29 protein-coding genes and 2 pseudogenes are annotated in these 24,089 nt (G+C 61.9%); 29 read left to right on the top strand and 2 right to left on the bottom strand.

Annotated features, from left to right (window positions below):
* On the bottom strand, nt 1-385 hold a 385-nt coding region (locus tag EN846_RS31740; RefSeq protein WP_135913796.1), incomplete at its 3' end, for an ankyrin repeat domain-containing protein.
* A gap of 264 nt (nt 386-649) precedes the next feature.
* Between EN846_RS31740 and EN846_RS31735 the strand changes: the two genes are divergently transcribed.
* From EN846_RS31735 to EN846_RS35425, 3 genes are all read left to right on the top strand, one after another.
* On the top strand, nt 650-835 hold the full coding sequence (locus EN846_RS31735; RefSeq protein WP_128346231.1) for a hypothetical protein: 186 nt from the start codon (nt 650-652) through the stop codon (nt 833-835).
* Nucleotides 836-1,146: 311 nt separating this feature from the next.
* Entirely contained in the window at nt 1,147-1,314 is a 168-nt protein-coding gene (locus EN846_RS35430) for a hypothetical protein (RefSeq protein ID WP_187331542.1), read from the top strand.
* Nucleotides 1,315-1,742: 428 nt separating this feature from the next.
* Nucleotides 1,743-1,901: a hypothetical protein gene (locus EN846_RS35425; RefSeq protein ID WP_187331545.1), complete on the top strand. Its 159-nt coding sequence runs from the start codon at nt 1,743-1,745 to the stop codon at nt 1,899-1,901.
* Between the two features lie 342 nt (nt 1,902-2,243).
* Here EN846_RS35425 and EN846_RS31730 read toward each other — a convergent pair whose 3' ends face one another.
* Nucleotides 2,244-2,486 carry a hypothetical protein gene (locus EN846_RS31730; protein ID WP_128346232.1) on the bottom strand — a complete coding sequence of 81 codons (243 nt, stop codon included), beginning with the start codon at nt 2,484-2,486 and terminating at the stop codon, nt 2,244-2,246.
* A 199-nt stretch (nt 2,487-2,685) separates the two neighbouring features.
* Between EN846_RS31730 and EN846_RS31725 the strand changes: the two genes are divergently transcribed.
* The 26 genes and pseudogenes from EN846_RS31725 to trbL all read left to right on the top strand — a co-directional run bounded on the left by EN846_RS31725 (nt 2,686) and on the right by trbL (nt 24,089).
* On the top strand, nt 2,686-2,907 hold the full coding sequence (locus tag EN846_RS31725) for a DUF768 domain-containing protein (protein ID WP_128346244.1): 222 nt from the start codon (nt 2,686-2,688) through the stop codon (nt 2,905-2,907).
* Between the two features lie 285 nt (nt 2,908-3,192).
* Nucleotides 3,193-3,423 carry a hypothetical protein gene (locus EN846_RS31715; RefSeq protein WP_135859624.1) on the top strand — a complete coding sequence of 77 codons (231 nt, stop codon included), beginning with the start codon at nt 3,193-3,195 and terminating at the stop codon, nt 3,421-3,423.
* 40 nt (nt 3,424-3,463) lie between these two features.
* Nucleotides 3,464-4,144 carry a sulfocyanin-like copper-binding protein gene (locus EN846_RS31710; protein ID WP_245493331.1) on the top strand — a complete coding sequence of 227 codons (681 nt, stop codon included), beginning with the start codon at nt 3,464-3,466 and terminating at the stop codon, nt 4,142-4,144.
* 206 nt (nt 4,145-4,350) lie between these two features.
* Nucleotides 4,351-4,713: a hypothetical protein gene (locus EN846_RS36195; protein ID WP_245493332.1), complete on the top strand. Its 363-nt coding sequence runs from the start codon at nt 4,351-4,353 to the stop codon at nt 4,711-4,713.
* Between the two features lie 183 nt (nt 4,714-4,896).
* Nucleotides 4,897-5,112: a hypothetical protein gene (locus EN846_RS31700; protein WP_245493333.1), complete on the top strand. Its 216-nt coding sequence runs from the start codon at nt 4,897-4,899 to the stop codon at nt 5,110-5,112.
* A gap of 1,186 nt (nt 5,113-6,298) precedes the next feature.
* On the top strand, nt 6,299-6,625 hold the full coding sequence (locus EN846_RS31695; RefSeq protein ID WP_128346233.1) for a DUF736 domain-containing protein: 327 nt from the start codon (nt 6,299-6,301) through the stop codon (nt 6,623-6,625).
* A 188-nt stretch (nt 6,626-6,813) separates the two neighbouring features.
* The gene (locus EN846_RS31690; protein ID WP_187331524.1) at nt 6,814-7,074 is read left to right on the top strand and encodes a DUF2285 domain-containing protein; all 261 of its coding nucleotides are present in this window, start codon (nt 6,814-6,816) and stop codon (nt 7,072-7,074) included.
* A gap of 123 nt (nt 7,075-7,197) precedes the next feature.
* Entirely contained in the window at nt 7,198-7,569 is a 372-nt protein-coding gene (locus EN846_RS36190) for a DUF6499 domain-containing protein (protein WP_245493334.1), read from the top strand.
* The gene (locus EN846_RS31680; RefSeq protein WP_127405161.1) at nt 7,460-7,963 is read left to right on the top strand and encodes a DUF2285 domain-containing protein; all 504 of its coding nucleotides are present in this window, start codon (nt 7,460-7,462) and stop codon (nt 7,961-7,963) included. The genes EN846_RS36190 and EN846_RS31680 overlap by 110 nt, the downstream gene beginning before the upstream one ends.
* A gap of 127 nt (nt 7,964-8,090) precedes the next feature.
* Nucleotides 8,091-8,372 (top strand): helix-turn-helix domain-containing protein, encoded by a 282-nt coding sequence (locus EN846_RS31675; RefSeq protein WP_127282164.1) that lies wholly within the window; start codon nt 8,091-8,093, stop codon nt 8,370-8,372.
* A 99-nt stretch (nt 8,373-8,471) separates the two neighbouring features.
* Nucleotides 8,472-8,990, top strand: coding sequence for a DUF2840 domain-containing protein (locus EN846_RS31670; protein WP_128346234.1), 519 nt, complete (start codon nt 8,472-8,474; stop codon nt 8,988-8,990).
* Complete coding sequence (locus tag EN846_RS31665) at nt 8,987-9,532, top strand: S26 family signal peptidase (RefSeq protein ID WP_128346235.1); 546 nt, start codon at nt 8,987-8,989, stop codon at nt 9,530-9,532. The genes EN846_RS31670 and EN846_RS31665 overlap by 4 nt, the downstream gene beginning before the upstream one ends.
* Before the next feature lie 68 nt (nt 9,533-9,600).
* Nucleotides 9,601-9,939: a DUF736 domain-containing protein gene (locus tag EN846_RS31660; RefSeq protein ID WP_128346236.1), complete on the top strand. Its 339-nt coding sequence runs from the start codon at nt 9,601-9,603 to the stop codon at nt 9,937-9,939.
* Nucleotides 9,939-10,712: a lytic transglycosylase domain-containing protein gene (locus tag EN846_RS31655; protein ID WP_128346237.1), complete on the top strand. Its 774-nt coding sequence runs from the start codon at nt 9,939-9,941 to the stop codon at nt 10,710-10,712. The genes EN846_RS31660 and EN846_RS31655 overlap by 1 nt, the downstream gene beginning before the upstream one ends.
* A 243-nt stretch (nt 10,713-10,955) precedes the next feature.
* A complete protein-coding gene (locus EN846_RS31650; protein ID WP_128346238.1) occupies nt 10,956-12,695 on the top strand; it encodes a VirD2 family relaxase/mobilization nuclease in 1,740 nt (579 codons plus the stop codon).
* A gap of 22 nt (nt 12,696-12,717) precedes the next feature.
* Nucleotides 12,718-14,703 carry a conjugal transfer protein TraG gene (locus EN846_RS31645; RefSeq protein ID WP_128346239.1) on the top strand — a complete coding sequence of 662 codons (1,986 nt, stop codon included), beginning with the start codon at nt 12,718-12,720 and terminating at the stop codon, nt 14,701-14,703.
* 5 nt (nt 14,704-14,708) lie between these two features.
* Nucleotides 14,709-15,146 carry a CopG family transcriptional regulator gene (locus EN846_RS31640; protein ID WP_135913797.1) on the top strand — a complete coding sequence of 146 codons (438 nt, stop codon included), beginning with the start codon at nt 14,709-14,711 and terminating at the stop codon, nt 15,144-15,146.
* A gap of 180 nt (nt 15,147-15,326) precedes the next feature.
* A complete protein-coding gene (locus EN846_RS31635; protein WP_128346241.1) occupies nt 15,327-16,187 on the top strand; it encodes a type IV toxin-antitoxin system AbiEi family antitoxin domain-containing protein in 861 nt (286 codons plus the stop codon).
* Nucleotides 16,145-17,068 (top strand): annotated as a pseudogene (locus tag EN846_RS31630) (nucleotidyl transferase AbiEii/AbiGii toxin family protein). The gene EN846_RS31635 and the pseudogene EN846_RS31630 overlap by 43 nt, the downstream one beginning before the upstream one ends.
* Nucleotides 17,069-17,561: 493 nt before the next feature.
* Complete coding sequence (gene trbB, locus EN846_RS31625; protein WP_127309957.1) at nt 17,562-18,545, top strand: P-type conjugative transfer ATPase TrbB; 984 nt, start codon at nt 17,562-17,564, stop codon at nt 18,543-18,545.
* Nucleotides 18,542-18,868 carry a TrbC/VirB2 family protein gene (locus EN846_RS31620; RefSeq protein WP_127285574.1) on the top strand — a complete coding sequence of 109 codons (327 nt, stop codon included), beginning with the start codon at nt 18,542-18,544 and terminating at the stop codon, nt 18,866-18,868. Before trbB ends, EN846_RS31620 begins: the two co-directional genes overlap by 4 nt.
* Entirely contained in the window at nt 18,868-19,149 is a 282-nt protein-coding gene (locus EN846_RS31615) for a VirB3 family type IV secretion system protein (RefSeq protein ID WP_135913798.1), read from the top strand. Before EN846_RS31620 ends, EN846_RS31615 begins: the two co-directional genes overlap by 1 nt.
* 10 nt (nt 19,150-19,159) lie before the next feature.
* A pseudogene (trbE, locus tag EN846_RS31610) lies at nt 19,160-21,617 on the top strand (conjugal transfer protein TrbE).
* Nucleotides 21,614-22,372 (top strand): P-type conjugative transfer protein TrbJ, encoded by a 759-nt coding sequence (gene trbJ / locus EN846_RS31605; protein WP_128346426.1) that lies wholly within the window; start codon nt 21,614-21,616, stop codon nt 22,370-22,372. Before trbE ends, trbJ begins: the two are co-directional and overlap by 4 nt.
* 11 nt (nt 22,373-22,383) lie before the next feature.
* Entirely contained in the window at nt 22,384-22,710 is a 327-nt protein-coding gene (gene trbK-alt, locus EN846_RS31600; RefSeq protein WP_128346425.1) for a putative entry exclusion protein TrbK-alt, read from the top strand.
* 2 nt (nt 22,711-22,712) lie between these two features.
* Nucleotides 22,713-24,089, top strand: coding sequence for a P-type conjugative transfer protein TrbL (gene trbL / locus EN846_RS31595; RefSeq protein ID WP_128346424.1), 1,377 nt, complete (start codon nt 22,713-22,715; stop codon nt 24,087-24,089).

Genomic DNA, 24,089 nt, shown 5'->3' with positions numbered 1-24,089 from the left:
AACCGAGATTGACCGCGATGTGGATCGCGTTTTCGCGGCTGCGTTTCGAATTTGGATTTGCGCCTCCGTCCAGCAACAGTTTGATCAAGTCGATCCTGCGTTTAGCCAAAGCCGGCATCAGGGCAGGCCCCAAAAGCGTCGGGGCGGCGTTGACGTCAGCGCCGCGTTCGATGAGCAGTTTTGCCGCCGCAAGATGCCCACCCTTGACCGCAAGATAGAGCGGCGTTGCTTTCCCATCGCTCTCATCAACGTCAGAACCTGCGTCGAGCGCAGCCGTGATCGCCGCGACATCGCCCTTCGTGGCGGCGTCGTGGATGGCGGCGGCATGGGATGCAGTCGGAATCTGTGCAAAAAGCAATGGGACTAAAACCAAGAACCCGCGCATTGGCATCTCCGAAGGCAAGCAAGTCGGAGCCCCCCGTTCATCGGATAAATCCCCAACGGCAAGACCGATGACGTCAGTCTTATACTCCATTCGTGAATGCTAATATACATGTGATCATAGCCTAGTTGGGATTATTCAGGGCTGACCGACGATGACATGTTGGGCGCCCTGCGAAGCCCTTTAACGGTCCCGCGCGCAAAGACCGCCGACCCGAACACCGACGCTCATCTGGTTCCGGGCCAGAAATCCCTTTAAAATGCCGCGATGAAGCGCAGCAGCACGATCTATGCCGTCTATCACCCGCCCGTGTTCGGGCTTCCATTCCTCGCCGTGGTTCTAAAGCCGGACGGCACGACAACGTCTCGGCAGTTTGAGACTGTCGATGAGGCGCGCGCCTTCAACAAGTTCATGGCGCAGGCGGATCAATCAAGCGGCAAGACGCAGCATTAAAAAGGAACAGCGTTAAGGGGGATCGGGGCTTAGGCACGTGCGCTGTATCGACCTTACGTTAGTCTTCGCCAATATCGTGAACGAAGGTATAGCCCGTCGCTGGCGTGCCCCCACGCCTAGCGACGGGCTAAAGGTGGCCGACGCCCGTGCCTCAAAGGCGCCGGCCTGGTGACCCATTAGGACCGCCGCATATTCAAATCGGCTAAGATACTTCTTTTGGACATGGCGTGATCGCGTAAGCCCTTGGCAAGCGATCGGCGATCAGGAATATAATCCCATCAGGTGCGGCGACCTCATTTTCGGAGATCGCCATGACAATGAAATTCCCCTTTGTTGAAGACACGCTAGGCAAGAAGCTGGAGGCCGGGACAGGCTTGTCCGTCGACTGCGTCACCTGCAGGCGCCATGTCGTGCTCGACGTCGCCACGCTTGTGGAGCGTCTCGGCCCTGACAGCCGTGTCTTCATTGGGATTTGGTAAAGGTGATCTTTTGCCACGAATGCCGCGGCGCCGGCCGAGACGACCGGAACCTACAATTCACCAACCACGCGGCCACACCGGACAAGCGCAAAGGGCAGGAGTCCATGAAAAGGAGCGGCCCGGCAGGCTGGCGTGGGTAGGCCAGCAAACGCCGGGCCTAACCGGCGCCGGGTTCGGGGGCGAACGCGGCGCCGGCTGGCTAAACAATACGCTCTTGCCGAAATAGCAGGCACGTATCCATAAGGACGAACGTGGGAGTAGCCCAACGTTTCAGTGTTTCGTCTCGGGACCGAATTGCTGGCATCAATTTTGCGTCAGACGCATTGCTGGTACAGCAAGGGATTTTCACATTGCGACTGTCTGCTCAGCCTGCGCGAAGGCCAGGATCACCGAAGTGCATATACTCAGCGCCGCTGCAGATCGAGGATGTGCAGATCGACGAGAATGGCGATGTGACCCTCTCGATTATTGCTGACGACATCTACTCGAAGAATTCCACACAGCGCTATCAGATCACGTTGACCGAAGCCGAAATCAGCATTCTCGCCCACGGCGTCAGGCCCCACAAAGCATTGACCGCCGGCTAGGCGGAGGCTGGACGCCGTGCTCATAGCCGGCCCTCAAATTTGAATGCCGCCACAGTTGCTTTGTCTCACAGTGGCCGAATGTCGAAATACCTCTTCGAGGTTGTGAGAAATGGGCACGCTCTTGGCGATGCCTGGGTCGATCTCGATAGCCTGAGCGAAATGCGACGAGAGGCGCTCAAGGCTCTGCAAGACATAGCAGTCGACGAAATGGCCTCAAGCGATTTGGATGAATCCATGACCGTCTCGGTCCATGACGAAGCCGGGAGACCGGTCTATTCTGCTACCATCAGCGTGTCTCAGTCGGTTCCGGTTTCGCAGGAGCCCCACTAGGTCATCTGGAAATTAGATGGAGAGCCGTTTTTTGTTGGCTCTGATTTTCCTCCGATAGACGGCTGCGACCTTGCCCACCGATCCGGTAGCGAAGAGCGTGCCGGCAATCGCGGCCGCCTCGATTTTCTCAGTGATCATTTGCTTTGCTTCCCGCTCTGCCAATCTGCCTCCCCGGGCAATCCGCAATGTACGAAGCCAGATTACCTGATGAGCTTCCAGCGCCGACAAATAAAGTTCGAACCACGGATTGAACATTCGCACCTCCAGATCGCACAGGAGAACGGCGGCATCGAATGTCGGTTCCTAAGTGGGGAGCGCATTGCCGCACAGACGCGAATGCTGGCCACCACTGCCCGCACGGACCGGATACTTCGGCGCTGTAGGAGAGCGGCGGCGATGCAATGCGCTGGCGAGGCTCTTGGAACCTAATGCCCGACTTTGACTTATGTCGGCCATGAGCACCCGTGGGACTGAGTTTTTGTACAAATGGATAGTCGCCAACGTTCCTGAAACGGTGGGTGCCGATATCATCTCGGTCGCCGAGTTGACGCAAAAGCTGTTCGCCGACGCGAAGTCGGTAGGCATCAGAAGCACTGAGATTGAGGAAGACACCGGCAGCGTCTATGAGGTCATCCTCGACGCAATCGTTCATCACGACGCCAGTATTGCAGATTGATGAGATAGCAGAACGTGCCGCCCAACAAACGAACATACCGTCTACAGATCATGCTCAATGCCGAGGAACTGGCCGTGCTGGATGCTTGGCGGTTTGAGAGAAGAATGCCGACTCGATCTCAGGCGGTACGAGAATTGTTCCAGCGCGGCCTGAGGGTAGCAGATCATGATGCCGATCGAGCCGCGCGTTCGGCTGAGTACGGGGTTTTGAAACTGCCAGGTGAGAGGTGACGGCGCGCTTCCTGCAGGATTTTCGGGAGGAGCAGAAATAGCGGGGCGTACCTATATGAAAATCTACTTCGTCGAAGAGATGCGAGACGACGCTGTGGTGGCGACGCATTCTGTCGCGGCGTTAACGCCGTTCGAAGCTGCTGCGAAAGCCACCGGAAGAACGGGCACACTTCGCAATGGCGACTCCGAATGGGTTCGGGTCACTGACACGACCGAAAGGCCGCATCGGAGTCGTCACCGACCCACCGTATTTGAATACAAAGAGATCGGCCGCAGGGCCACCTAGCACAGCGGGTACGAAAGAACGCGCGCTGGCGGGCTTCCCCGTGGCGCGCTATATCGTGCCATCCAGTCAACTCGCGGCCGACGAGGTCTCCATTGCACTCGGCCACCCGGCCAGGAAGGAGCCTCTGATTGCCATGGCGCGCTTTGCCCACCTTGTCCTTCTCGCCTTCGCCCTGGGATTGTCGCCTGGAATTGCATTGGCTGGGGAGCCTTTCGTCCCGAGCTGGATCAAAAACGATCCCGCGGCCAAGAAGGTGGCCATCGAGATCGTTGCCGATTGGAACCAGATCGAGCGCTACCGCAGGGACAACATCCGGACCGACATTATCGACTTCAACGGCTACTGGGGCGGCAATCTCACGATCATCGTGCCTGAGCAATGGTCGGTGCAGATCGAATTCATCAACGGCTCCTCCAATTTCTGGCACGGCCTGATGCTGACCAGGGTCTATGCTCAGTCGGAGATGCCAGTGAAGTTGAAGGCTGAGGACGCGATCTGGGGAGCCTACACCACCCCGCTGGAGGGGATTAAAATCAATGAGCGGAGACAACTCAACTTTGTTGCGCAGCAGGCGGGGAACTATTTCCTCGCCTGTCCGAGACAAACGCACCTGATGGATGGCCACTGGATCGGCTTCGAGGTGAGAGGCAACCTCGAGCGGGCCGTGGCAATCGTCCATGAAGACAAGTTCCCGCAAGAGCAGCCCCCGGGACGTCCATAGGGCTACGGGAGCAAGGCTGCGTGCCATGGCGCCGCGAGATGGCCTCTGGGAAGAGTTCGTCCCGGAGCACGATGGACCGGCGTCCTCGCTGCAGAATTTCCGGGAAGAAAGCTAGTGAACCGGCAACCCTTTCAGGGGGCCCGCCTAAAGGCGTAACCCCATGCCCATTCGACTTAGTTTTGCGCCTTTCGTTCTTGGAACGTGCGGTGGGCGTTCGTAGGTTAGCGGTCTCTAAAGTGACTCACCGCGCCGGTGCCGTTGCACCGGATGAACGCCACTTCCTTCTCGGTGACTTCGCGCGCGGTTCAACGGCGGAACCTAACTCACGTGTTCAGCTTGTGCTGTTTATGACCACGCGCGGCATCAACTTCCTGGACAAATGGCTGGCAGAGCATCTGCCGAATGCGATCACCGACGATCCGGTGGCAGTCAGCGACCTGGCCGACGAATGCATAAGGGCGGCACTGCGCGAAGGCATTGCACCGTGGGAGATCGACGAGGAGGTCGGCAGCGTCTTCGAGGCGATCTTCGAAGCCATGCAGCACCGCGACGGCAGCTTGGCGGATTGAATCCGAGCCAGAAATCGGGGCCAACGTTCAGGTGTCAACTCCTACTGTGGTGGATCCCACCCCCTAGACTTGAAGTAAGCCGATAGTGACGTCGAGCCGGGTGCGCTGGCCGGCTCCCCTGTAGCGCGCTATCTCGGCCGGATGAGCAAAGGCTGGACGTTTCAATCCCTGATCGACGCGAAGATGACCGTGACGGCGTTTTGCCACTGGTCGCCCTGCAACCATAGCCAGAAGCTCGATCTCGCCCAGCTCCGGGACCGCTACGGCCCTGACTCGCCGGCAATGGCCGATGACCTCATTCCCAAGCTGAAATGCAACAGATGCGGCGGGACGGCCGTAGGGGTGATCTACACGCCCGACACAAGACCCAACGCCCACGGCAAGGCCAAGGGCGGCTAATCGCCCTATCTACGCGGGCGGCCCAGCGGTCTGGGGTGTGGGGCTTGGGGTTCGGCCGCCGGGCCTACCGGCAAACTCATAGGGGGACGTTTGTCGGCAACCACAATTATAGGCCGATATAGCGGGATATAGAATAGGTCTGCTGGGCGCTTTCAGAACCTGCCCAAGCCAGGGCGGCTCGAATAGCCACACGGACATGACGATGATGACAATCGCCATGGCCATGATGAAAAGCGCGATCTTCCGGGACCACTATCCATTCTTGGCTGCTGATAACAACCTTGGCCTCAAAGGCAATTCAAATAGACGTTAGGGCTGCCCGGCTGTCTATCGACCCTTTCGCAGCCTCACCGACCACGCTGCTATCCAGCTCACCTGTGCCTTCGAAGCGAGGTCCACCGGACTCGATATTTCACATCCACCGTTCGGCAACGGAAGGGCCAAGCGCAACCGCTAGGACGGCGAGCAGCCCGCTGACAGGCGCCAACTTATCGCTCGATTTGGCATGATAAGTCCCCCACAAACCCATGCTCCCAAGTTTTTAGGCCCAAGGCAACTGTCCGTCAGAATCCCACACGGACGGAATCCGAACGACCTGTGCATGGCCAAAGCCTGCCGGAGCTTTCTGGGGTGTTTGAGACACGACAGCGATGACCGACGCCCTCATCCCTTGCCGACAAGCCGGCACGTGGATGCGGAAACGGCGATCGAATTTTGCACCGCAGGCATCGTCGTAGCCTGCGAACTTGGGAGACGTCTATGTGCAACGCCGAAGACCGGGTACCGGAGCCACCTCGCTATGCGCAGATTAGTCAATGCAGACGCGCGGGCCAGGTGCGAAGCGACTACCGTTTGCGTGGAGCCCCTGTTGCCGGGGTCAGATCGGCGCTGGTCACCTTTTCTCCTGGCACCTAGGCTGTCTTGGCCAACACCGATGCGGTCTCTTCGATTGGTGTTTCTGGTCCGAAGAACGGCTTCGCCTCAATCGCTTGTTGCGCAACGGTGCGTCACGACTTTCTTCCCCTGCCGGCTGCGCCGCCATTCCTCGCGAGCAACAAAGTCGCTCCAGCGCCGTCCTCCGCTGCGCTTCGGCCCTCCGGTGCGCAAGCGATCGCCTTCGACCTTTCGACCACCATCGAGCCGCAATGGTGCGGAGCTCGAGACAGATAGATCAAGGAGAATTATCATGGCCACCATCGGCACCTTCAAGAAGTCCGGCAACAACGAGTTCACTGGCGAAATCGTCACTCTCAGCGTCCAGGCCCGCGGCGTGCGCATCGTTCCTGAAACCCGCGCCAATGGCGAGAACGCCCCCAGCCACCGGGTCTTCGTCGGCCGCGCAGAGATCGGCGCCGCCTGGTCCAAGCAGTCCAACGAGGGCCGGGACTATCTGGGCCTCAAGCTGGACGATCCGAGCTTCACCGCCCCGATCTTCGCCAACCTCTTCAATGACGAGGACGGTGAGGCCTACAGCCTGATCTGGTCCCGCCCGAGCCGCCGCGGCGCAGAATAAGGAGGTACACGCAGTCCCGCCCGGTTTATCCGGGCGGGGCCCCTTGCCGTCACACCGGAAGCGACATGGCGCGCAGCGGGTGGCGATGTCGACTTGGCATCGTGTGATGCCTGCAAAGCGGCCTCCGCAGCTGCCGTGACCTCTGTAAGAACTGTGATTTCCATCTCGCGGGTTGGGGAGTGAAAACCATGATCGAGCCGTTCGACGACGCCGCGCCCACGGGGGAAGTACTTACCGAATACGACCGCAGCCACATCAAGCTCTACATGCGCTTGTTTGACGCCGACGCCGACGGCGCCGATTGGCACGAGGTTGTCAGAATCCTCTTCGGGATTGACCCGAAAGAGGAGCCGCAGCGTGCCCGACAGGTTCATGACAGCCATCTGGCGCGGGCGCGCTGGATGACACGCACAGGCTACCGGCAACTTCTGCGTAAGACCGACACCTAGCCAATATTGCCGCCTCGGTGATGCCGAAAAAGCATCACGCGATGTCCATCCAGGGTCTTCCGCCAATCCCAATCGCCCGGAATCGATGCAGGCACGACTTGCAGTTTGACGAGGACCCACACGATGAAGCCGAACACGTCGCGTTGGGGGGACGATAACAGCTACGACTTCTTCGACAGCTTGCCAATCGAAGGACTCGCCTGGGAATGCCTGCGCCGCTCAGATTCATATCAGCGGCTCTACCTGGCGCTCGTTCGTTCGGGAACTGAGACGAAACCGTTTCCAGCAGAAGTGCAGAGACGCTGGGGGTTGCGATTTCGCGGCCCGTCCCGACCTGTCCGCATTGACGCAAGTCGTTTTATGGTCACCTCTTGCCGATCCTGCCGTGCTGGCCCTCGCCCCGTCGCCGGACTTCCTGTCGTCCGACCCTTCCAGGGCGCTTGCGGGGGTCGGCCCTGGTCGCGACAGTCCGCAAGGTTCGCATGTCGTCCATGACAGCGGCATAGCAACACAACTTCTCCTCCTTCCCGGCGGTGACGAGAACCGTTCCCTTACAGCTTTGATACCGCTGGATTCTCAGACACTCGGACGGGTGGAGGCTCTCGTTCGTTTCTGGCGTGCCTACAACAGGCGGCCTGTTCCCCCCGATACGCGAATGACAATTCAACAGAGGCGCCGCCTGCGCCTGATGATGCGGGCCTCGGATGGCCGCGCCAATGGCGCCAGCTACCGTGAAATCGCGACCGCTTTCTACGGGACGGGGCGAGTTCTCGCCGCGCCGTGGAAAACCTCATCCCTGCGCGACACCGTGATCGGTCTCGTCAAGGGTGGAAGAGCCATGATCGCCGGCGGCTATCTGCAACTGCTGCGCCATCGCAAGCGCTCCTAGCGCTCCCGGGTGGGAATATTGCGCCCCCCAATCTTCCCCATCCTCTGCGAAGTCGCCTTTCCGCCACGGTGGTCGCTGTCCGCCGCTGAGCACCAGCGGTTCTCAAAACTCCACGGAGGCTCGTTACATGCGACCAGATCTAGCCGTTTTGCCGCCGCGCTTTCTGCGCACCAAGGAAGCTGCCGAGTTCCTCAGCCTGTCGTCCCGCACGCTGGAGAAACACCGCACCTACGGCACTGGCCCTGGCTATCGCAAACTTGGCGGCCGTGTCGTCTACGCCGTCGACGAGCTCCAGGCATGGGCTGAGCGCGGCGCAGTGACCTCGACTTCGGACCCACGCGGTTCCGTGCTTCCCGCCAAGCGGCATCCGCCGGCAGCTTTTGCGCCGACCGGTCGGTATGGGCGCTGACCTGTGCCCCGCGCCAAGGCGCGGTGAGTCACCACGCTGGCATCACCTCGGCGACGACATCTCGCCGCCTGCTTCCCCCGTGAAATCAGGAGACAGCCAATGGGCACTGTCGTTGACTTCCGTTCAGGCCGCTCGGGGCTCGGCGCGATTGACGATGATGGCTTGACCCACGTCGAACTAACGTGGGTTGAGAAGAAGATCGAATCCTGGATCCGCTTCGGTTCGGTCGCTAAGGAGAAGGTCCTCGACCGACACCGGCGCATTGTTTCGTTTCGTCCTGGCGCCGTCTTTGCCTTCGTTCGCTGGGCCGCGAATGACTTCGGCACGATCATTTCCCGTGTCGATATCGTGCGCGTCGTTGGCGAGGGCGAAGCCCACCAGACGCTGCCTTTCGTGCGACCCGGCGGCGACATCCTGCTCAAGTCCGAGGGCTGGCCCAAGGTGGAGCGGGTGTTGCAGACGATCGATGGCATCGAGCAACTCGGCATCGATCCGCAAGCGGTCTCAGCCGATCACTGGCGGCATGTCCACAACCGATTGACAGCCGGACAGGAGCCACGCGCCTATACGCTGGATCTTCACCGCGCCCATTTGCTCCGCCGGCGGGTTCAGCCATGACGCGGCCCGTAATTTTCCTTGCGACCGCGTTGGCGACCACGGCCATGCTCTTTCCCGCGTCCACCGCGACGTCGCCAAGGTTCATCTGGAATGCTTCAGCCAGCACGCCAATCGGCCTGTACCTGATCGACGGCGGCGTGCCGTTCTCGGCAACCGATCTCGTTGCCATAGAGGCACCCGAACCGCTCGCAACATTGCTTGCCGAGCGCGGCTATCTGCCGAAGGGCGTGCTGTTGCTCAAGCACGTCGTTGCAGTTTCTGGCCAGACCGTGTGTCGGAAAGGGCTCACCATTTCCGTGGATGGCACCGAAGTCGGCACGGCGCTCAAACGCGATCGCGCCGGTCGCGATCTGCCAGATTGGCAGGGCTGCCGGCCCATTCCCGTCGGCGCCGTCTTCCTGATGAACAGTCAAGTCCGTGACAGCTTCGACGGTCGTTACTTCGGCCTCCTCCCCATAGATCACATCGTCGGCCGCGCGGTTCCCCTGTGGACGGATGAGCAGGGCGACGGCCGCTTCCAATGGCGCGCGTCAGCGCGGTGAGCGCGCCACCGGCGGCACCTTCCGTGCCGTTGGATCGTCACCGCACCCATCAAGACAGGAGACAGGACATGCCACAGATCGGAGAGTTTATCCGCCATCAGACGGGGTATTCAGGTCGAATCCGCACGCTCAGCCTCAACCTCGAGATTGCGATCGTCGTGGCGGAAGCGAGCGATGCGGACAATGCGCCCGACTATCGTGTGCACGCTGGAGCAGAAGACGGCACCGCGATCGGCGCCGGTTGGAAACACTCGAGCGAAAAGGCCGGCGAGTTCGTAACGCTGCAGCTAGATGACCCGACTTTCGCGCAGCCGATCCGCGCCTATCTGTTCCAGAACGGTGACGACAACAACTCCTGGTCCTTGCAATGGTCGCGCCCGCGTGAGCGCGCAGAGAAGGACAGGTGATGTCCGCGCGCCGTCGGCCGACGGCCCAACCGGGAGCGCCCGCATCGCCTCGCACCTGCCGGCGCAGAACTGTTGGCGTGCTTGGCGGGCTCAGCATCCTATGCCTGGTTTCCGCGCATGCCCTGGCGCAGAGCCCGACAGTCGACTTGCCGTCGGCGCGCAAACTCTATGACGTCCACATCGCGGAAGCGGCGAGGCGCTTTCGCCTTCCGCCCGCGTGGATCCGCGCCGTTCTCATCGCCGAAAGCGCCGGCGACCAACGCGCCATATCGCGCAAGGGCGCCATGGGTCTGATGCAGATTGTGCCTGATACCTGGTTCGATCTGCGCGACAGGTACCGGCTGGGCCGCGATCCCTACGATCCGCACGACAACATCATCGCAGGCTCGGCCTATATCCGCGAACTGCTCGACCGCTACGGATCGCCCGGCTGGATCGCCGCCTACAACGCCGGTCCCGGACGCTACGAGGCCTCACTGCAAGGCAGGCGGCTGCCTCGCGAAACGCGCGCCTATGTCACCGTCGTTACATCCGCCATCGGCAATGACGGCGCAGGGGAAGCTGTTGGTCCGGCAGTCCCGACTCAACACAACTGGAAGCTGGCATCGCTCTTCGTTGTGCAGCCGGGCGACCGGGTAGGCGACCGTTCGCTGCAACTGAGGCGTTTCCGCGATGATGGTTCGGAGGCTGTGCCCAAGGCAAGAAGGGCTGACGCCGAACCTCGCTCAACCGGCGTGTTCGTGCCCAAAGCGAGTGAAAGGTCCGCGCAATGAGCCGCGTGAGCGCTTTTCGCGTCATCTCGTGCTCCGGCGCAGCAAGGCGTGCGGAGAGGGGAGAGGCAGGCAACACAACCGAGGGATGGCTAGATAAAAGCCCACACATTGTGTGCTGGCCGGTCGGTTGGTTTTTGGGGATTTTCAGGTGCCCTGCGCACATTGCGGTCATTCGGCGCAATGTGCGTCGAATCCCCAAGGCTTTGTATCGGCATCCTCTTTTCCACGTTGCAGGACAACGCCATGGCCGATGAGCGCGAGCTTCGCATCCGACCGGGGCGAATACGCTCCAACCGCGATCAGGCCGTGCGGCCGTTCATCGCCCAGGCCTTGGCGGCGGCGAAGAAAGCTGGTGGAAGCATCTCCCGCACCGGTCAAATCAGCCTGGGCAACCGATCGCGCTTCGGCCGGGGCCGGATCGCCAACATCCAGGCCAACCGCCTGCTGGCCGGTCGCTCGCGCGTCACGGTCATCAAGACCCGCGTCGTTCGTCACTCCGGGCGTGCCGTCCCGCTCACCGCACACCTTTCCTACCTGCAACGCGAGGGCGTGACCCGTGACGGGGAAAAGGCCCGCATGTTCGGCCCCGAAGCCGATGATGCCAGCGTCAAGGTGTTTGCCGAGCGCTGTGATGGCGACCGCCACCATTTCCGGTTCATCGTCTCGCCAGAGGATGCGCCGGAGATGTCCGACCTCAGATCCTTCACCCGCGACCTTATGCGGCATATGGAGAAGGATCTCGGCACGAAGCTCGATTGGGTCGCGGCGGACCATTGGAACACCGACAATCCCCATATCCACGTCATCCTGCGTGGACGCACAGGTGACGGGCAAGATCTCGTCATCTCACGCGACTACATCAAGGAAGGGATGCGCGCCCGAGCCGCCGATCTCGTTACCCAGGAACTCGGCCCTCGGTCGGATCTCGACATCCGCCGCAATCTGCAGCGGCTGATCGAAGCCGAACGCTGGACCCAGCTTGATCGTCAACTGCGCCGCGACATGTCGCGCACCGGCACCATCGATCTTACCCCAAGTGCCTATAGGCCGACCGACGAGTATCACGTGCAAAAGGTCGGCCGCCTGCGCAAGCTCCAGGCCCTTGGTCTTGCCGATCAAGTTGCCCAAGGTCAATGGGTGATTGACGACAGGGCCGAGACGACCCTGCGCGCGCTCGGCGAGCGTGGCGACATCATCAAACGAATGCACCGCGCCTTGACCGAGCGCGGGATCGAGCGCGGGTCGGGCGGTTATGTCTTGGCGGCCGAAAGCCTCGATACACCCATTGTCGGGCGGCTGCTCGATCGCGGTCTCGACGACGAGCTGAGCGGCACAGCCTACGCCGTCGTCGACGGTGTCGACGGACGCACGCACCACATCAGACTTGGCGATCTGGAGGCAACTGGGGACGGCCCGCCAGGGTCGATCGTCGAATTGCGCAGCTTCGAAGATGCGAGGGGCCGGCGCAGGGTTGCACTCGCCGTCCGCTCCGACCTCGGCCTGCATGAGCAGATCACGGCAGCTGGGGCGACCTGGCTAGACAGGCAAGCCATCGCTCGCAAGCCCGCCGCCTTGAGCGCAGGTGGCTTCGGCGCCGAGGTTCATGAAGCTTTGGAACAGCGTGCCGATCACCTCATCAGCGAAGGCCTTGCGAAGCGTTTGGGTGCGCGCGTTGTTTTCAACAGCAACCTGATCGAGACATTGCGCCGCCGAGAACTCGAACTGGTCGGTGCAAAGATCGCGGCCGAGTCCGGACAGCCGTTCAACCGTCCTGCCAGTGGAGCCTATGTCGCCGGCATCTATCGCCAGCGCTTGTCGCTTGCGTCTGGCCGCTTTGCCATGGTCGACGACGGCCTTGGCTTTCAACTCGTGCCCTGGACGCCCTCCCTCGAAAAACATCTCGGCCAGCATGTCTCCGGTGTCTCCCGGGATGGCGGAGGTGTCGACTGGAGCTTTGGCCGCAAGCGGGGGCTTGGCCTCTAAGGACACAAGAAGGGATGATGCCATGTCCGCCACCAAAATCCTCTGGGGCCAGATACTCACGGTCTTCCTGATCGTCCTGTTGACGATCTGGACAGCGACGCAATGGACCGCGTGGAGGCTGGGCTACCAGGCGCAACTCGGGCCGCCCTGGTTCGATCTGGCCGGCCTGCCCATCTACTATCCGCCTTCCTTGTTCTGGTGGTGGTACTTTTACGACGCCTACGCTCCGAATGTTTTCGTGGAAGGCGGACTGATCGCCGTGTCCGGAGGCTTCCTCTCGATCATTGTTGCGATCGGCATGTCGGTTTGGCGGGCGCGTGAAATCAAAAATGTCTTCACCTACGGTTCGGCTCGATGGGCCGGCAGGAGGGAAGTGGAGGCGGCTGGCCTGCTTGGCGCCGACGGCGTCGTGCTTGGACGCTACGATCTCCACTACCTGCGCCACGACGGACCCGAGCATGTTCTGTGCTTTGCTCCCACCCGTTCGGGGAAGGGTGTCGGCCTGGTGGTGCCTTCGCTGTTTGCCTGGCCGGGTTCCGCGATCGTCCACGACATCAAGGGTGAGAACTGGCAGCTCACCGCCGGTTTCCGCGCACTGCACGGTCGCGTGCTGCTCTTCGATCCCACCAATTCGAGATCCTCGGCCTACAATCCACTCCTCGAGGTCCGCCGCGGCGAATGGGAGGTTCGCGATGTCCAGAACATCGCCGACATTCTGGTCGATCCGGAAGGTAGCCTCGAGAAGCGCAACCATTGGGAAAAGACCAGTCACGCGTTGCTGGTCGGCGCGATCCTTCACGTCCTTTATGCCGAGAAGGACAAGACGCTCGCCGGCGTTGCCGCCTTCCTCTCCGATCCGAAGCGTCCGATCGAGTCGACGCTGGCGGCGATGATGCGAACCGCGCATCTCGGTGAACCCGGCCCGCATCCGGTCATCGCCAGTGCTGCGCGCGAACTGCTCAACAAATCCGACAACGAGCGCTCCGGCGTGCTATCCACCGCCATGTCCTTCCTCGGCCTCTATCGCGATCCCGTCGTCGCCGAGGTGACAAGGCGCTGCGACTGGCGGATCGCCGACATCGTCGGCGGCAAGCAACCGGCGACGCTCTACCTGGTCGTGCCGCCGTCCGACATCAATCGGACCAAGCCGCTCATACGGCTCATCCTCAACCAGATCGGACGTCGCCTGACCGAGGACCTGCATACCAGGACCAGCCGCCACCGGTTGCTGCTTATGCTGGATGAGTTTCCAGCGCTCGGCCGCCTCGACTTCTTCGAGAGCGCGCTGGCCTTCATGGCAGGCTATGGGCTGAAGAGCTTCCTGATTGCTCAGTCACTGAATCAGATCGAAAAGGCTTACGGCCCGAATAACTCCATCCTCGACAACTGTCATGTTCGCGTCAGCTTCGCGACCAACGACGAAAGAACCGCCAAGCGTGTCTCCGACGCGCTGGGCACAGCGACGGAGATGCGGGCAATGAAGAACTATGCTGGTCACCGGCTGTCGCCTTGGCTCGGGCATCTCATGGTGTCGAGGCAAGAGACCGCCCGCCAGTTGCTGACCCCTGGAGAGGTCATGCAGCTTCCACCGACCGACGAGATCGTGATGGTGGCGGGTGTGCCGCCGATCAGAGCCCAGAAGGCGCGTTACTATGAGGATATTCGCTTCAAGGAGCGCGTCCTGCCGCCACCTGAACTGGTGCCTCCAGAAGGAAGGCATCCCGATGATTGGAGCCACCTGCCGGTCCTGGCCGGCCAAGAGGCCGCCGCTCCCCCAGGCTCGCCGCGACAGGACGATGAAGATCCGACTGGATCAGAGCAGCGTCAACAGCCCGAACTCAATCGCGCGCCGCCAGCCGAGAAGACGGTCTCGACCGAGAACGAGTTCGAGATCGACCCGGTCGACGATGGCGACGATGATGCCATCAGCAATCGACGCCTGGCCCGCCTCGTAGAGGGCGTGGCACGGCAGGTTTCCCTGGACCCCGATGATGGCATGGAGTTGTAGCCGCCATGACCGCTCGCCAGAAGAAAGTGCAGATCTCCGTCTATCTCGATCCGCCCCTCATGACGACGCTTCAGGACTATGCGGCGCGACGCGATCAATCCCACTCCATGATAGCCGAAGCCGCGATCGCTTCGTTCCTGTCGCCCGATGCGGATGAGCGTCGCGAGGCCGCGATCACCAAGCGCCTCGACCAGGTCGACCGCCGCCTGGCCAGGCAGGAACGCGATAGCGGCATCGCGGTCGAGACCTTGGCCGTGTTCGTCCGCTTTTGGTTGGCGACTACGCCCGCCTTGCCGGAGCCAGCAGCACAGGCTGCGCGATCCAAGGCAGCGGAACGCTACGAGGCCTTTGTCACTGCCCTGGGCCGGCGGCTGGCGAAGGGGCCGAAGCTGCGGCAGGAGATTTCGGAGGATGTCGATCCGAAAGAATCCGGCGGGGTTTAGGCGCATCACTTTGCGTTGTCGGCGGGTGTCCAGCTAATGACAGATGTGTTTACATTTTTTCCATAATGCGGCGATAATCGCCGCAAATTCCAATTGTTGTAAACCAATGGCGATCATGATAGTTTATAAAAATGGAAAATTGCGGCGATCATCGCCGCGTATGCGGAAATCTACAAACCCATGCCAACGAATGCTGATCGCCGAGCGCTGCTTCAAACCCTGCTACCCGAGGGGCTTCCGGTAACGAAGCAATGGCTAAAGAAGCAGAGCCCGCAATTTGATCGTCATGCAGTGGATAATCTGCTCAAAAGCAACCAGCTCAGATCGCTGGCGCCGGGCGTCTATGTGCGGCCCGGCACTCATTTGACCTGGCAAGGCGTGGTGGCCGCCTTGGAGAGCATATTCGGCAGGGATCTTAGTGTCGGCGGGCTGACCGCGCTCGAGCTGCAGGGATTTGCGCATTACCTGCCGCTGTCGCGCCAAAGGACAGTGCATCTTTACAGTAAGGCCGCTTTGCCGGCCTGGCTGAACCATGCGATACCGACCGTAAAATTCATACGCCACAACGGCCTTCCCTCGCTTTTGGGATTCGGGCTCGTCCACCGCGAATATGATCCGGTCGAGCGCACGCTTGTAGATGTGCAAGCTCCGGGCCGGCAGCAGGATTTTTGGTCTGTCACCTTATCATCGCCCGAAAGGGCCTATCTGGAGGTGCTGATGGATGTTCCGGAGACGGTCTCGTTCGAGCACGCCAATCAACTGCTTCAGGGGATGACGACGCTTTCGCCACGGCGCATGGAGCAGCTTTTACGCAAGTGCACCAGCGTCAAGGTTCGCCGCCTGTTCTACTGGATGGCCGAGCGCAATAATTATGCATGGTTCAAGAAGCTGCCCGCTCCCAAAGCGCTCGATGCGCTCGGCCTTGGTAGCGGCAACAGGGTTCTGGCCAAGGACGGCAGACTCGATTCAAAATATCGCATAACCATCCCGGAGGAGATGTGGACAGCACCAGCTCTTACTACGGACAAGTCCGCCTCCTGACCCGCATCCTGCCACTGGTGGCAGTCGAGAAATCGTTTGCGCTGAAAGGCGGCACCGCCATCAATCTCTTTGTCCGCGACCTGCCGCGCCTCTCCGTCGACATCGACCTTGTCTATCTGCCGATGGATGATCGCGACACGGCATTGAAAAACGTGGCGGAGGCGCTTGCCCGCATCGCGGACGCCATCAGCGCCGCGATGCCCGGAACCGAAATCATTCGCTCCTTCGAGCATCAGGCCGATGCGTTGCGCCTCTTCATTTCGTAGGGCGCCGACCGAATCAAGATCGAGCTCTCCCCGGTGCTACGCGGGTCCGTGCTTCCAGAGGAATTGCGCGAAGTATCGCCGGCGGTCGAAGAGCAGTTCGGCTATGTCGAAATGCAACTGCTGTCTTTTCCGGACCTGTATGCCGGAAAAATCTGTGCCGCACTCGACCGGCAGCATCCGCGGGATCTTTTTGACGTCAAGCTGCTCGTTGAGAGCGAGGGCCTCACCGAGGATCTGGTCAGGACCTTTCTGGTTTACCTCATCAGCCACAACCGGACGATGGCAGAACTGTTGCAACCCACCCGCAAGAACATAGCCGGCATCTACGAAGGGGAATTCGTCCGTATGTCCCAGGTCGAAGTCAGCCTCGACGAACTCCTCACCGTTCGCGAACGACTGGTCAGCGACCTCAACAGGGCTTTGACCGACAATCAGCGCAAATTTCTTCTATCGTTCAAAGCCAGTCGACCGGATTGGACCCTGCTCGATGTCGTGGGCGCCGACAGGCTTCCCGCGGTCCGCTGGAAGCTGCACAATCTGGAACGCATGCCGCGAGCGAGGCAGCGTGCGGCGTATGACAATCTGGAGCGCGTGCTCGGCCTCGGTTCCAGTTGAAGTCGAGCAAGATTTGCCGCTCGACGCATTCCCTAGCGACGGCAACCAAGGCCATCCTCGAGGTCGGAGGGCCGCGGTTCGGTTCAACACCGAGGCTCATCATTGCAGCCGTTCTTCTGTTATCTGCACGCGCACTATACGCACTCGCGCATAGATCGGCTTTATACGCGATTGCGTATAAATGGCGGTTATGCGCTATCGCTGATGAATCTAGCGACGGATGCGCAATCCCCGCGTCGGTCTCCTCTCCTTAAGATCGGCAATAACAGGCGCGGCTCGCGGCGACGTGAGTTGTGGGGAGCCCGGTTCACCGATCCGACCCCGATCGCTCTCCGATCAACGAGAAAAGGCAGCCGCACCGCCGCTCTCCTGTAATTACACGCCACGCTACTACGCCTCGATATACTTGTTGAACCGAACCGATATCCGGTTCTCTTAGTCATCCCCGAGCGGGGACCATCCGAGTTGTCCCCAACGGAAAGACGGGGACGAGATGACGGTTTCGCAAAACAATAGCGAAGGACGCGCCCGCAGCTCGCGCATGCTGCGCACGGCGCTCGGAGCCGAAATAGCACGGCTGCTGGACGATCCCGTGGTCGTCGAAGTCATGCTGAATCCCGACGGCCGGATTTGGGTGGACCGCCTCACCGAAGGTCTGGCCGAGACGGGGAAGGTGCTGTCTGCCGCCGATGGCGAGCGCATCGTGCGCCTGGTGGCTCATCACGTCGGCGCGGAAGTGCATCCGTGCTCTCCACGGGTCTCTGCCGAATTGCCCGAAACCGGGGAACGGTTCGAAGGACTGCTGCCGCCGGTCGTCGCCGCGCCGGCCTTTGCCATCCGCAAGCCAGCTGTCGCGATCTTCACACTCGAAGACTACGTGGCGGCTGGTATCATGACAGACGGTCAGGCGGCGACGTTGCGCGCTGCCGTCGCTGCCCGCGCAAACATCCTCGTCGCCGGCGGCACGTCCACGGGCAAGACGACGCTCACCAACGCCTTGCTCGCCGAAGTGGCGAAAGGGGCCGATCGCGTCGTCATCATCGAGGACACGCGCGAACTCCAGTGCGCGGCGCCCAACCTTGTCGCCATGCGCACAAAAGATGGTGTCGCCAACCTCTCCGACCTCGTCCGATCCTCAATGCGCCTGCGACCCGACCGCATCCCGATCGGTGAGGTGCGCGGCGCCGAGGCCCTCGACCTGCTGAAGGCATGGGGCACCGGGCACCCCGGCGGCATCGGCACCATCCATGCCGGCTCCGGGATCGGGGCGCTGCGCCGTCTCGAGCAACTCATCCAGGAAGCCGTCGTCACGGTGCCGCGCGCGCTGATCGCCGAAACCATTGACCTTGTCGCCGTCCTGTCGGGACGCGGTCCCGCACGGCGACTGACCGAACTCGCACGCATCGATGGCCTTGGACCCGACGGCGACTATCGCACCTCCCAAGCCACCCCGAACAACACAGGAGACAAATCATGATCCACAATCTTTCCCGTGAGCACCTGGCTACGGCGGCGACAACCCTCGTCATCTCTCTCATGGTGGCCCCGGCCGCCAATGCCGCCGGCTCCTCGATGCCGTGGGAGCAACCACTCGAAAAAATCCTTCAGTCGATCGAAGGGCCGGTCTCCAAGATCATTGCCGTCATCATCATCATCGTCACCGGCCTGACGCTTGCCTTTGGCGATACGTCCGGCGGCTTCAGGCGGCTGATCCAGATCGTCTTTGGCCTGTCGATCGCCTTCGCGGCGTCGAGCTTCTTTTTGTCGTTCTTCTCGTTTGGCGGCGGAGCGTTGATCTGATGGCAACCGCTTTCGAACAGCTCGACGCAGTGCCCGGTTTCACCGTCGCCGTTCATAGGGCGCTGACCGAGCACATACTGCTTGGCGGCGCACCCCGCTCCATCGCGATCCTGAACGGCACACTGGCAGGCGCGGTTGGCCTTGGCCTGCGCCTCTGGCTGGCCGGTCTCGTCATCTGGGCGCTTGGGCATTTCATGGCGGTGTGGGCCGCCAAGGGCGATCCGCTGTTCGTGGAAGTTGGCCGCCGGCATCTGCGCCTCCCAACTCACCTGGCCGTTTAAGGGCGCGATCATGATCAACCTTGCCGAATATCGCCGCAGCGCCAGCCGCCTTGCCGACTACCTGCCATGGGTTGCGCTCGTCGCGCCTGGCGTGGTGCTGAACAAGGATGGCAGCTTTCAGCGAACCGCCAAATTCCGCGGGCCGGATCTCGAATCCGCCGTCGCGGCCGAACTGGTCGCGGCGGCCTCGCGCATCAACAATGCCGTCCGTCGCCTCGGTTCGGGTTGGAGCCTCTTCGTCGAGGCGCAGCGGCACGCCGCCGCGACCTATCCCGAAAGCGAGTTTCCCGATCCCGCCTCTCGCCTGGTCGACGCCGAGCGCAAGGCCGAGTTCGAAGAGGAGGAGGTTCATTTCGTATCGAGCTACTTCCTTACCTTTCTCTATCTGCCGCCGGCCGAGGAAGCAGCCCGCGCCGAGACGTGGCTCTACGAGGGGCGCGATCAGTCCAGGATAGATGCCGACGAAATCATGCGCGCCTTTGTCGACCGCGCCGAGCGCGTGCTCACCCTGCTCGACGGCTTCATGCCGGAATGCCGCTGGCTCGATGACAGCGAGACGCTGACCTACTTGCATTCGACGATCTCGACCAAGCGCCATCGCGTGCGCGTCCCGGAGACACCCATCTATCTCGATGCGCTGCTGGCCGACCTGCCACTGACCGGTGGGCTTGAACCGTGCCTTGGCGACCAGCATCTTCGCGTGCTCACCATCGTCGGCTTTCCGACCGCGACCACGCCGGGTCTGCTCGATGACCTCAACCGGCTCGCCTTTCCCTATCGCTGGTCGACGCGTGCGATCCTGCTCGACAAGACTGATGCCGCCAAGTTGCTGACCAAGATACGGCGGCAATGGTTTGCCAAGCGCAAGTCGATTGCGGCGATCCTGAAGGAGGTCATGACCAACGAGGCCTCCGTCCTCGTGGACACCGACGCCGCCAACAAGTCCGCCGACGCCGACATGGCCTTGCAGGAACTCGGGGCAGACGTGGCGGGCATGGCCTACGTCACCGCGACCGTCACGGTCTGGGACGCCGATCCACGCGTGTCGCAGGAGAAACTTCGTCTCGTCGAGAAGGTCATCCAGGGACGCGACTTCACCGCCATGGTCGAAACCATCAATGCCGTGGATGCCTGGCTCGGCTCATTGCCAGGCCATGCCTACGCCAATGTCCGCCAGCCGCCCATCTCGACACTCAATCTCGCCCACATGATTCCCCTCTCTGCCGTGTGGGCGGGGCCGGAACGGGACGAGCACTTCGGTGCGCCCCCCTTGCTCTATGGCAAGACCGAGGGCTCGACCCCGTTCCGGGTTGTCCCTGCATGTCGGCGACGTGGGGCACACGCTTGTCGTAGGCCCCACCGGCGCCGGCAAGTCGGTGCTGCTGGCGCTGATGGCCTTGCAGTTTCGCCGCTATGCGCGGGCCCAAATCTTTGCCTTCGACTTCGGCGGTTCGATCCGCGCCGCGACACTTGCCATGGCGGGCGACTGGCACGATTTCGGGGGCGAACTCACCGTAGGCACGAAACCGTCGGTCTCCCTCCAGCCACTAGCCCGCATACACGAGACCTACGAGCGTGCCTGGGCCGCCGACTGGGTGGTGGCGATCCTGGCGCGCGAAGGCATCGCTATTACCCCGGATGCCAAGGAACACATCTGGGCGGCCCTGACGTCGCTCGCCTCGGCGCCAGTCGAGGAACGCACCATCACCGGCCTCAGCGTGCTTTTGCAGGTGAACGACCTGAAGCAAGCCCTTCGCTCCTACTGCATCGGCGGTCCATACGGCCGGCTGCTCGATGCCGAGGCGGAACATCTTGGCGCGGCGTCAGTCCAGGCGTTCGAAATCGAGGGTCTCGTTGGCACCGGAGCCGCGCCGGCGGTTCTCTCCTACCTCTTCCATCGCATCGGTGACCGGCTTGATGGGCGGCCGACATTGCTGATAATCGACGAGGGCTGGCTCGCCCTTGACGACCAAGGTTTCGCCGGCCAGTTGCGCGAGTGGTTGAAGACGCTGCGCAAGAAGAACGCCAGCGTCATCTTCGCTACGCAGTCGCTCTCCGACATCGACAATTCGGGTATCGCGCCTGCGATCATCGAGAGCTGCCCGACCCGGTTGCTCTTGCCGAACGAGCGCGCGATCGAGCCGCAGATCACGGCGATCTATCGCCGCTTCGGCCTCAACGATCGCCAGATAGAAATCCTGGCGCGCGCGACGCCGAAACGCGACTACTACTGCCAGTCCCGGCGTGGCAACCGCCTCTTCGAACTCGGCTTGTCCGAAATTGGGCTGGCGCTCTGCGCCGCATCCTCAAGAACCGATCAGGCCTTGATCGCCAGCATCGCCGCCGAACACGGGCGTTACGGCTTCCTTGCAGCCTGGCTGCGCGCCCGAAACGTCGGCTGGGCCGCTGACCTCATTCCCGATCTCTCCACCTCCTCACTGCAAGCTAAAAAGGAGTTCCAATCATGACTAGCCATAGAAACTGCTCTCGCGCTGTGTTGCTGGCCGCCACCTTGCTCACCGCACCGGTTGCGGCCTCGCTGATGGTGACTGCGCCGGCGCAGGCATTCATCGTCTTTGATCCGTCCAACTATTCGCAAAATGTGCTGACGGCGGCGCGATCGCTTCAGCAGATCACCAACCAGATCACATCACTGCAGAACCAGGCCCAGATGCTGATCAACCAGGCGCGCAATCTCGCGAGCCTGCCCTTCTCCTCGCTGCAGCAGTTGCAGCAATCGGTGCAGCGCACGCAGCAGCTCCTCAACCAGGCGCAGAACGTCGCCTTCGACGTCCAGCAGATCGACAAGGCGTTCCAGCAGCAATATGGCAGCGTCTCTCTCTCAGCCTCCGACCAGCAACTCGTCACCGATGCGCGCTCGCGCTGGCAAAACACCGTTGGCGGCCTGCAGGACGCCATGCGCGTGCAGGCCGGCGTCGTTGGAAACATCGACACCAATCGCACGCAGATGTCGGGGCTTGTCGGCGCCAGTCAATCAGCGACCGGCGCGCTGCAGGCGACGCAGGCCGGCAACCAGCTCCTCGCGCTGCAGGCGCAACAGCTCGCTGACCTCACCGCCGTTGTCGCCGCCAACGGTCGCGCCCAGGCGTTGACCGAAGCCGAACGTGCCGCCGCCGCCGACCAGGGCCGAGAGCAGCGCCGTCGCTTCCTCACCCCCGGCTCCGGCTACCAGGCCGGCAATGCCACGATGTTCAATCGCTGAGGGTTCCGACCGTGGATAGCAAGTCACTTGCCCGCGTCGTCGCCGTCATCTTTGTCGCGGTCGCCGTTACGGCGACCGCGCTCGTGATGACCCGGAAGGAGGAAAGGCCGCACGATGCCGCTACTCAGTTGCCTGCCGCTTTGGTGCCGAACCCGCCCCGCGAGGGTCTGCGCCGCTGCCAGATATTGGGTGAGGTTGCATTGCGCGACAGCGGTTGTTTGCGCCTGTGGGCCGAACAGCGCGACCGGTTCCTCAGGGTTAAAGCGCCATTTGCGACCTCCGCTTCCGGGCCGGTCGGCGCGCCGCCGAAAGATGCGACCTCGCCGGGGACGCGATAGGCATGGGCAACACCGGCGTCATCGACCAATTCCTCGCCACCTTCACTCGCTACATAGACAGCGGCTTTGGCCTGCTCGGCGGCGAAGTCGCCTTTGTCGCCACCACGCTGATCGTCATTGACGTGACGCTTGCCGCCCTCTTCTGGAGCTGGGGCGCCGATGACGACATTCTCGCGCGGCTCGTCAAGAAGACGCTGTTCGTTGGCGTCTTCGCCTACCTGATTTCCAACTGGAACAGCCTTGCCCAAATCGTCTTCGAAAGCTTTTCCGGGCTCGGGCTAAAGGCGAGCGGCACGGGCTTTTCAGTCCAGGACCTGCTTCGTCCAGGCAAGGTCGCGCAAACCGGCCTCGATGCGGGACGACCTCTGCTTGAGGCGATCTCGGGGTTGATGGGCTACGTGTCCTTCTTCGAGAACTTCATCCAGATCGCCTGCCTGCTCTTCGCCTGGGCGCTCGTCCTGCTCGCCTTCTTCATCCTGGCCGTGCAGCTCTTCGTCACCCTGATCGAGTTCAAGCTGTCGACGCTGGCAGGCTTCGTTCTCATCCCCTTCGGCCTCTTCGGCAAGACGGCCTTCATGGCCGAACGCGTGCTTGGCAACGTCATCTCATCGGGCATCAAGGTGCTTGTGCTTGCCGTCGTCATCGGCATCGGCTCGACGCTGTTTGGCGAGTTCACCCAGGGCTTCGGCGGCGAGAACCCGACAATCGACCAGGCGATGGCGATCGTGCTGGCGGCGCTGTCACTGCTTGGGCTCGGTATCTTCGGTCCCGGCATTGCTAACGGTCTTGTCTCCGGCGGATCGCAGCTTGGGGCGGGAGCGGCCGTTGGAACAGGTCTCGCGGCAGGCGGCATGGCGCTCGTCGCCGGCGGCACTGCTGGTGTCGCGATGCGAGGCGGAAGCGCGGCTTTGTCTGCAGCGCCATTGGCGGCACGGCACGGCTCATCTCTCGCAGGCGGTGCGTCTGCCGCCTATACTCTTGGTTCCGCCGGCCAGACTGGCGCCGCGGGCATCGCCTCCGGGATGGGCGGCGTTGCAGGCGCTGCTGTGTCCGCTGCTGCCTCGCCTCTCAAGCGCGCCGCCGCGCGCGCCAGCCAATCGATGAAGTCGAGCTTCGCTTCCGGGGTCAATTCGGCCGTCGAGGCCACCGGTGGGTCATCGACCCAGGGGACTGTCGGAGGCGGGGCCGGTGCAGCCAACGATCCGTCATTCGGCCGCGACGGCCAGGCGGGCAGCGTGGCCAGGAGTCCGCCGGACTGGGCCAAACGCATGCAGCGATCGCAGCGCCTCTCTCATGGCGTCCAGGTCACAGCGCACGCCGTGCGTGCCGGCGAAGCCCACGGCAGCGGCACATCGATTTCTCTCTCCGAAGGCAAATGA

It is taken from the genome of Mesorhizobium sp. M4B.F.Ca.ET.203.01.1.1, assembly GCF_004791025.1.
In the GTDB taxonomy this organism is placed as follows: Bacteria; Pseudomonadota; Alphaproteobacteria; order Rhizobiales; family Rhizobiaceae; genus Mesorhizobium; species Mesorhizobium abyssinicae.
Note: the sequence above shows the minus strand (reverse complement) of the source record. Positions and strands in the feature narration are given on the sequence as shown.

Bases quoted from the DNA above. Each gene is read 5' to 3' on its own strand.
- EN846_RS31620 (WP_127285574.1), top strand. From the start codon at position 18,542: ATGATCCACAATCTTTCCCGTGAGCACCTGGCTACGGCGGCGACAACC.
- EN846_RS31730 (WP_128346232.1), bottom strand. From the start codon at position 2,486: ATGTTCAATCCGTGGTTCGAACTTTATTTGTCGGCGCTGGAAGCTCAT.
- EN846_RS31700 (WP_245493333.1), top strand. From the start codon at position 4,897: ATGACCGTGACGGCGTTTTGCCACTGGTCGCCCTGCAACCATAGCCAG.
- EN846_RS31690 (WP_187331524.1), top strand. From the start codon at position 6,814: ATGATCGAGCCGTTCGACGACGCCGCGCCCACGGGGGAAGTACTTACC.
- trbJ (WP_128346426.1), top strand. From the start codon at position 21,614: ATGACTAGCCATAGAAACTGCTCTCGCGCTGTGTTGCTGGCCGCCACC.
- EN846_RS35430 (WP_187331542.1), top strand. From the start codon at position 1,147: ATGACAATGAAATTCCCCTTTGTTGAAGACACGCTAGGCAAGAAGCTG.
- EN846_RS31725 (WP_128346244.1), top strand. From the start codon at position 2,686: ATGAGCACCCGTGGGACTGAGTTTTTGTACAAATGGATAGTCGCCAAC.
- trbB (WP_127309957.1), top strand. From the start codon at position 17,562: ATGACGGTTTCGCAAAACAATAGCGAAGGACGCGCCCGCAGCTCGCGC.
- EN846_RS31675 (WP_127282164.1), top strand. From the start codon at position 8,091: ATGCGACCAGATCTAGCCGTTTTGCCGCCGCGCTTTCTGCGCACCAAG.
- EN846_RS36190 (WP_245493334.1), top strand. From the start codon at position 7,198: ATGAAGCCGAACACGTCGCGTTGGGGGGACGATAACAGCTACGACTTC.
- EN846_RS31635 (WP_128346241.1), top strand. From the start codon at position 15,327: ATGCCAACGAATGCTGATCGCCGAGCGCTGCTTCAAACCCTGCTACCC.
- EN846_RS31665 (WP_128346235.1), top strand. From the start codon at position 8,987: ATGACGCGGCCCGTAATTTTCCTTGCGACCGCGTTGGCGACCACGGCC.
- EN846_RS31655 (WP_128346237.1), top strand. From the start codon at position 9,939: ATGTCCGCGCGCCGTCGGCCGACGGCCCAACCGGGAGCGCCCGCATCG.
- EN846_RS31650 (WP_128346238.1), top strand. From the start codon at position 10,956: ATGGCCGATGAGCGCGAGCTTCGCATCCGACCGGGGCGAATACGCTCC.
- EN846_RS31670 (WP_128346234.1), top strand. From the start codon at position 8,472: ATGGGCACTGTCGTTGACTTCCGTTCAGGCCGCTCGGGGCTCGGCGCG.
- EN846_RS31645 (WP_128346239.1), top strand. From the start codon at position 12,718: ATGTCCGCCACCAAAATCCTCTGGGGCCAGATACTCACGGTCTTCCTG.
- trbL (WP_128346424.1), top strand. From the start codon at position 22,713: ATGGGCAACACCGGCGTCATCGACCAATTCCTCGCCACCTTCACTCGC.
- EN846_RS31615 (WP_135913798.1), top strand. From the start codon at position 18,868: ATGGCAACCGCTTTCGAACAGCTCGACGCAGTGCCCGGTTTCACCGTC.
- EN846_RS31715 (WP_135859624.1), top strand. From the start codon at position 3,193: ATGAAAATCTACTTCGTCGAAGAGATGCGAGACGACGCTGTGGTGGCG.
- EN846_RS31640 (WP_135913797.1), top strand. From the start codon at position 14,709: ATGACCGCTCGCCAGAAGAAAGTGCAGATCTCCGTCTATCTCGATCCG.
- EN846_RS31695 (WP_128346233.1), top strand. From the start codon at position 6,299: ATGGCCACCATCGGCACCTTCAAGAAGTCCGGCAACAACGAGTTCACT.
- EN846_RS31735 (WP_128346231.1), top strand. From the start codon at position 650: ATGAAGCGCAGCAGCACGATCTATGCCGTCTATCACCCGCCCGTGTTC.
- EN846_RS31660 (WP_128346236.1), top strand. From the start codon at position 9,601: ATGCCACAGATCGGAGAGTTTATCCGCCATCAGACGGGGTATTCAGGT.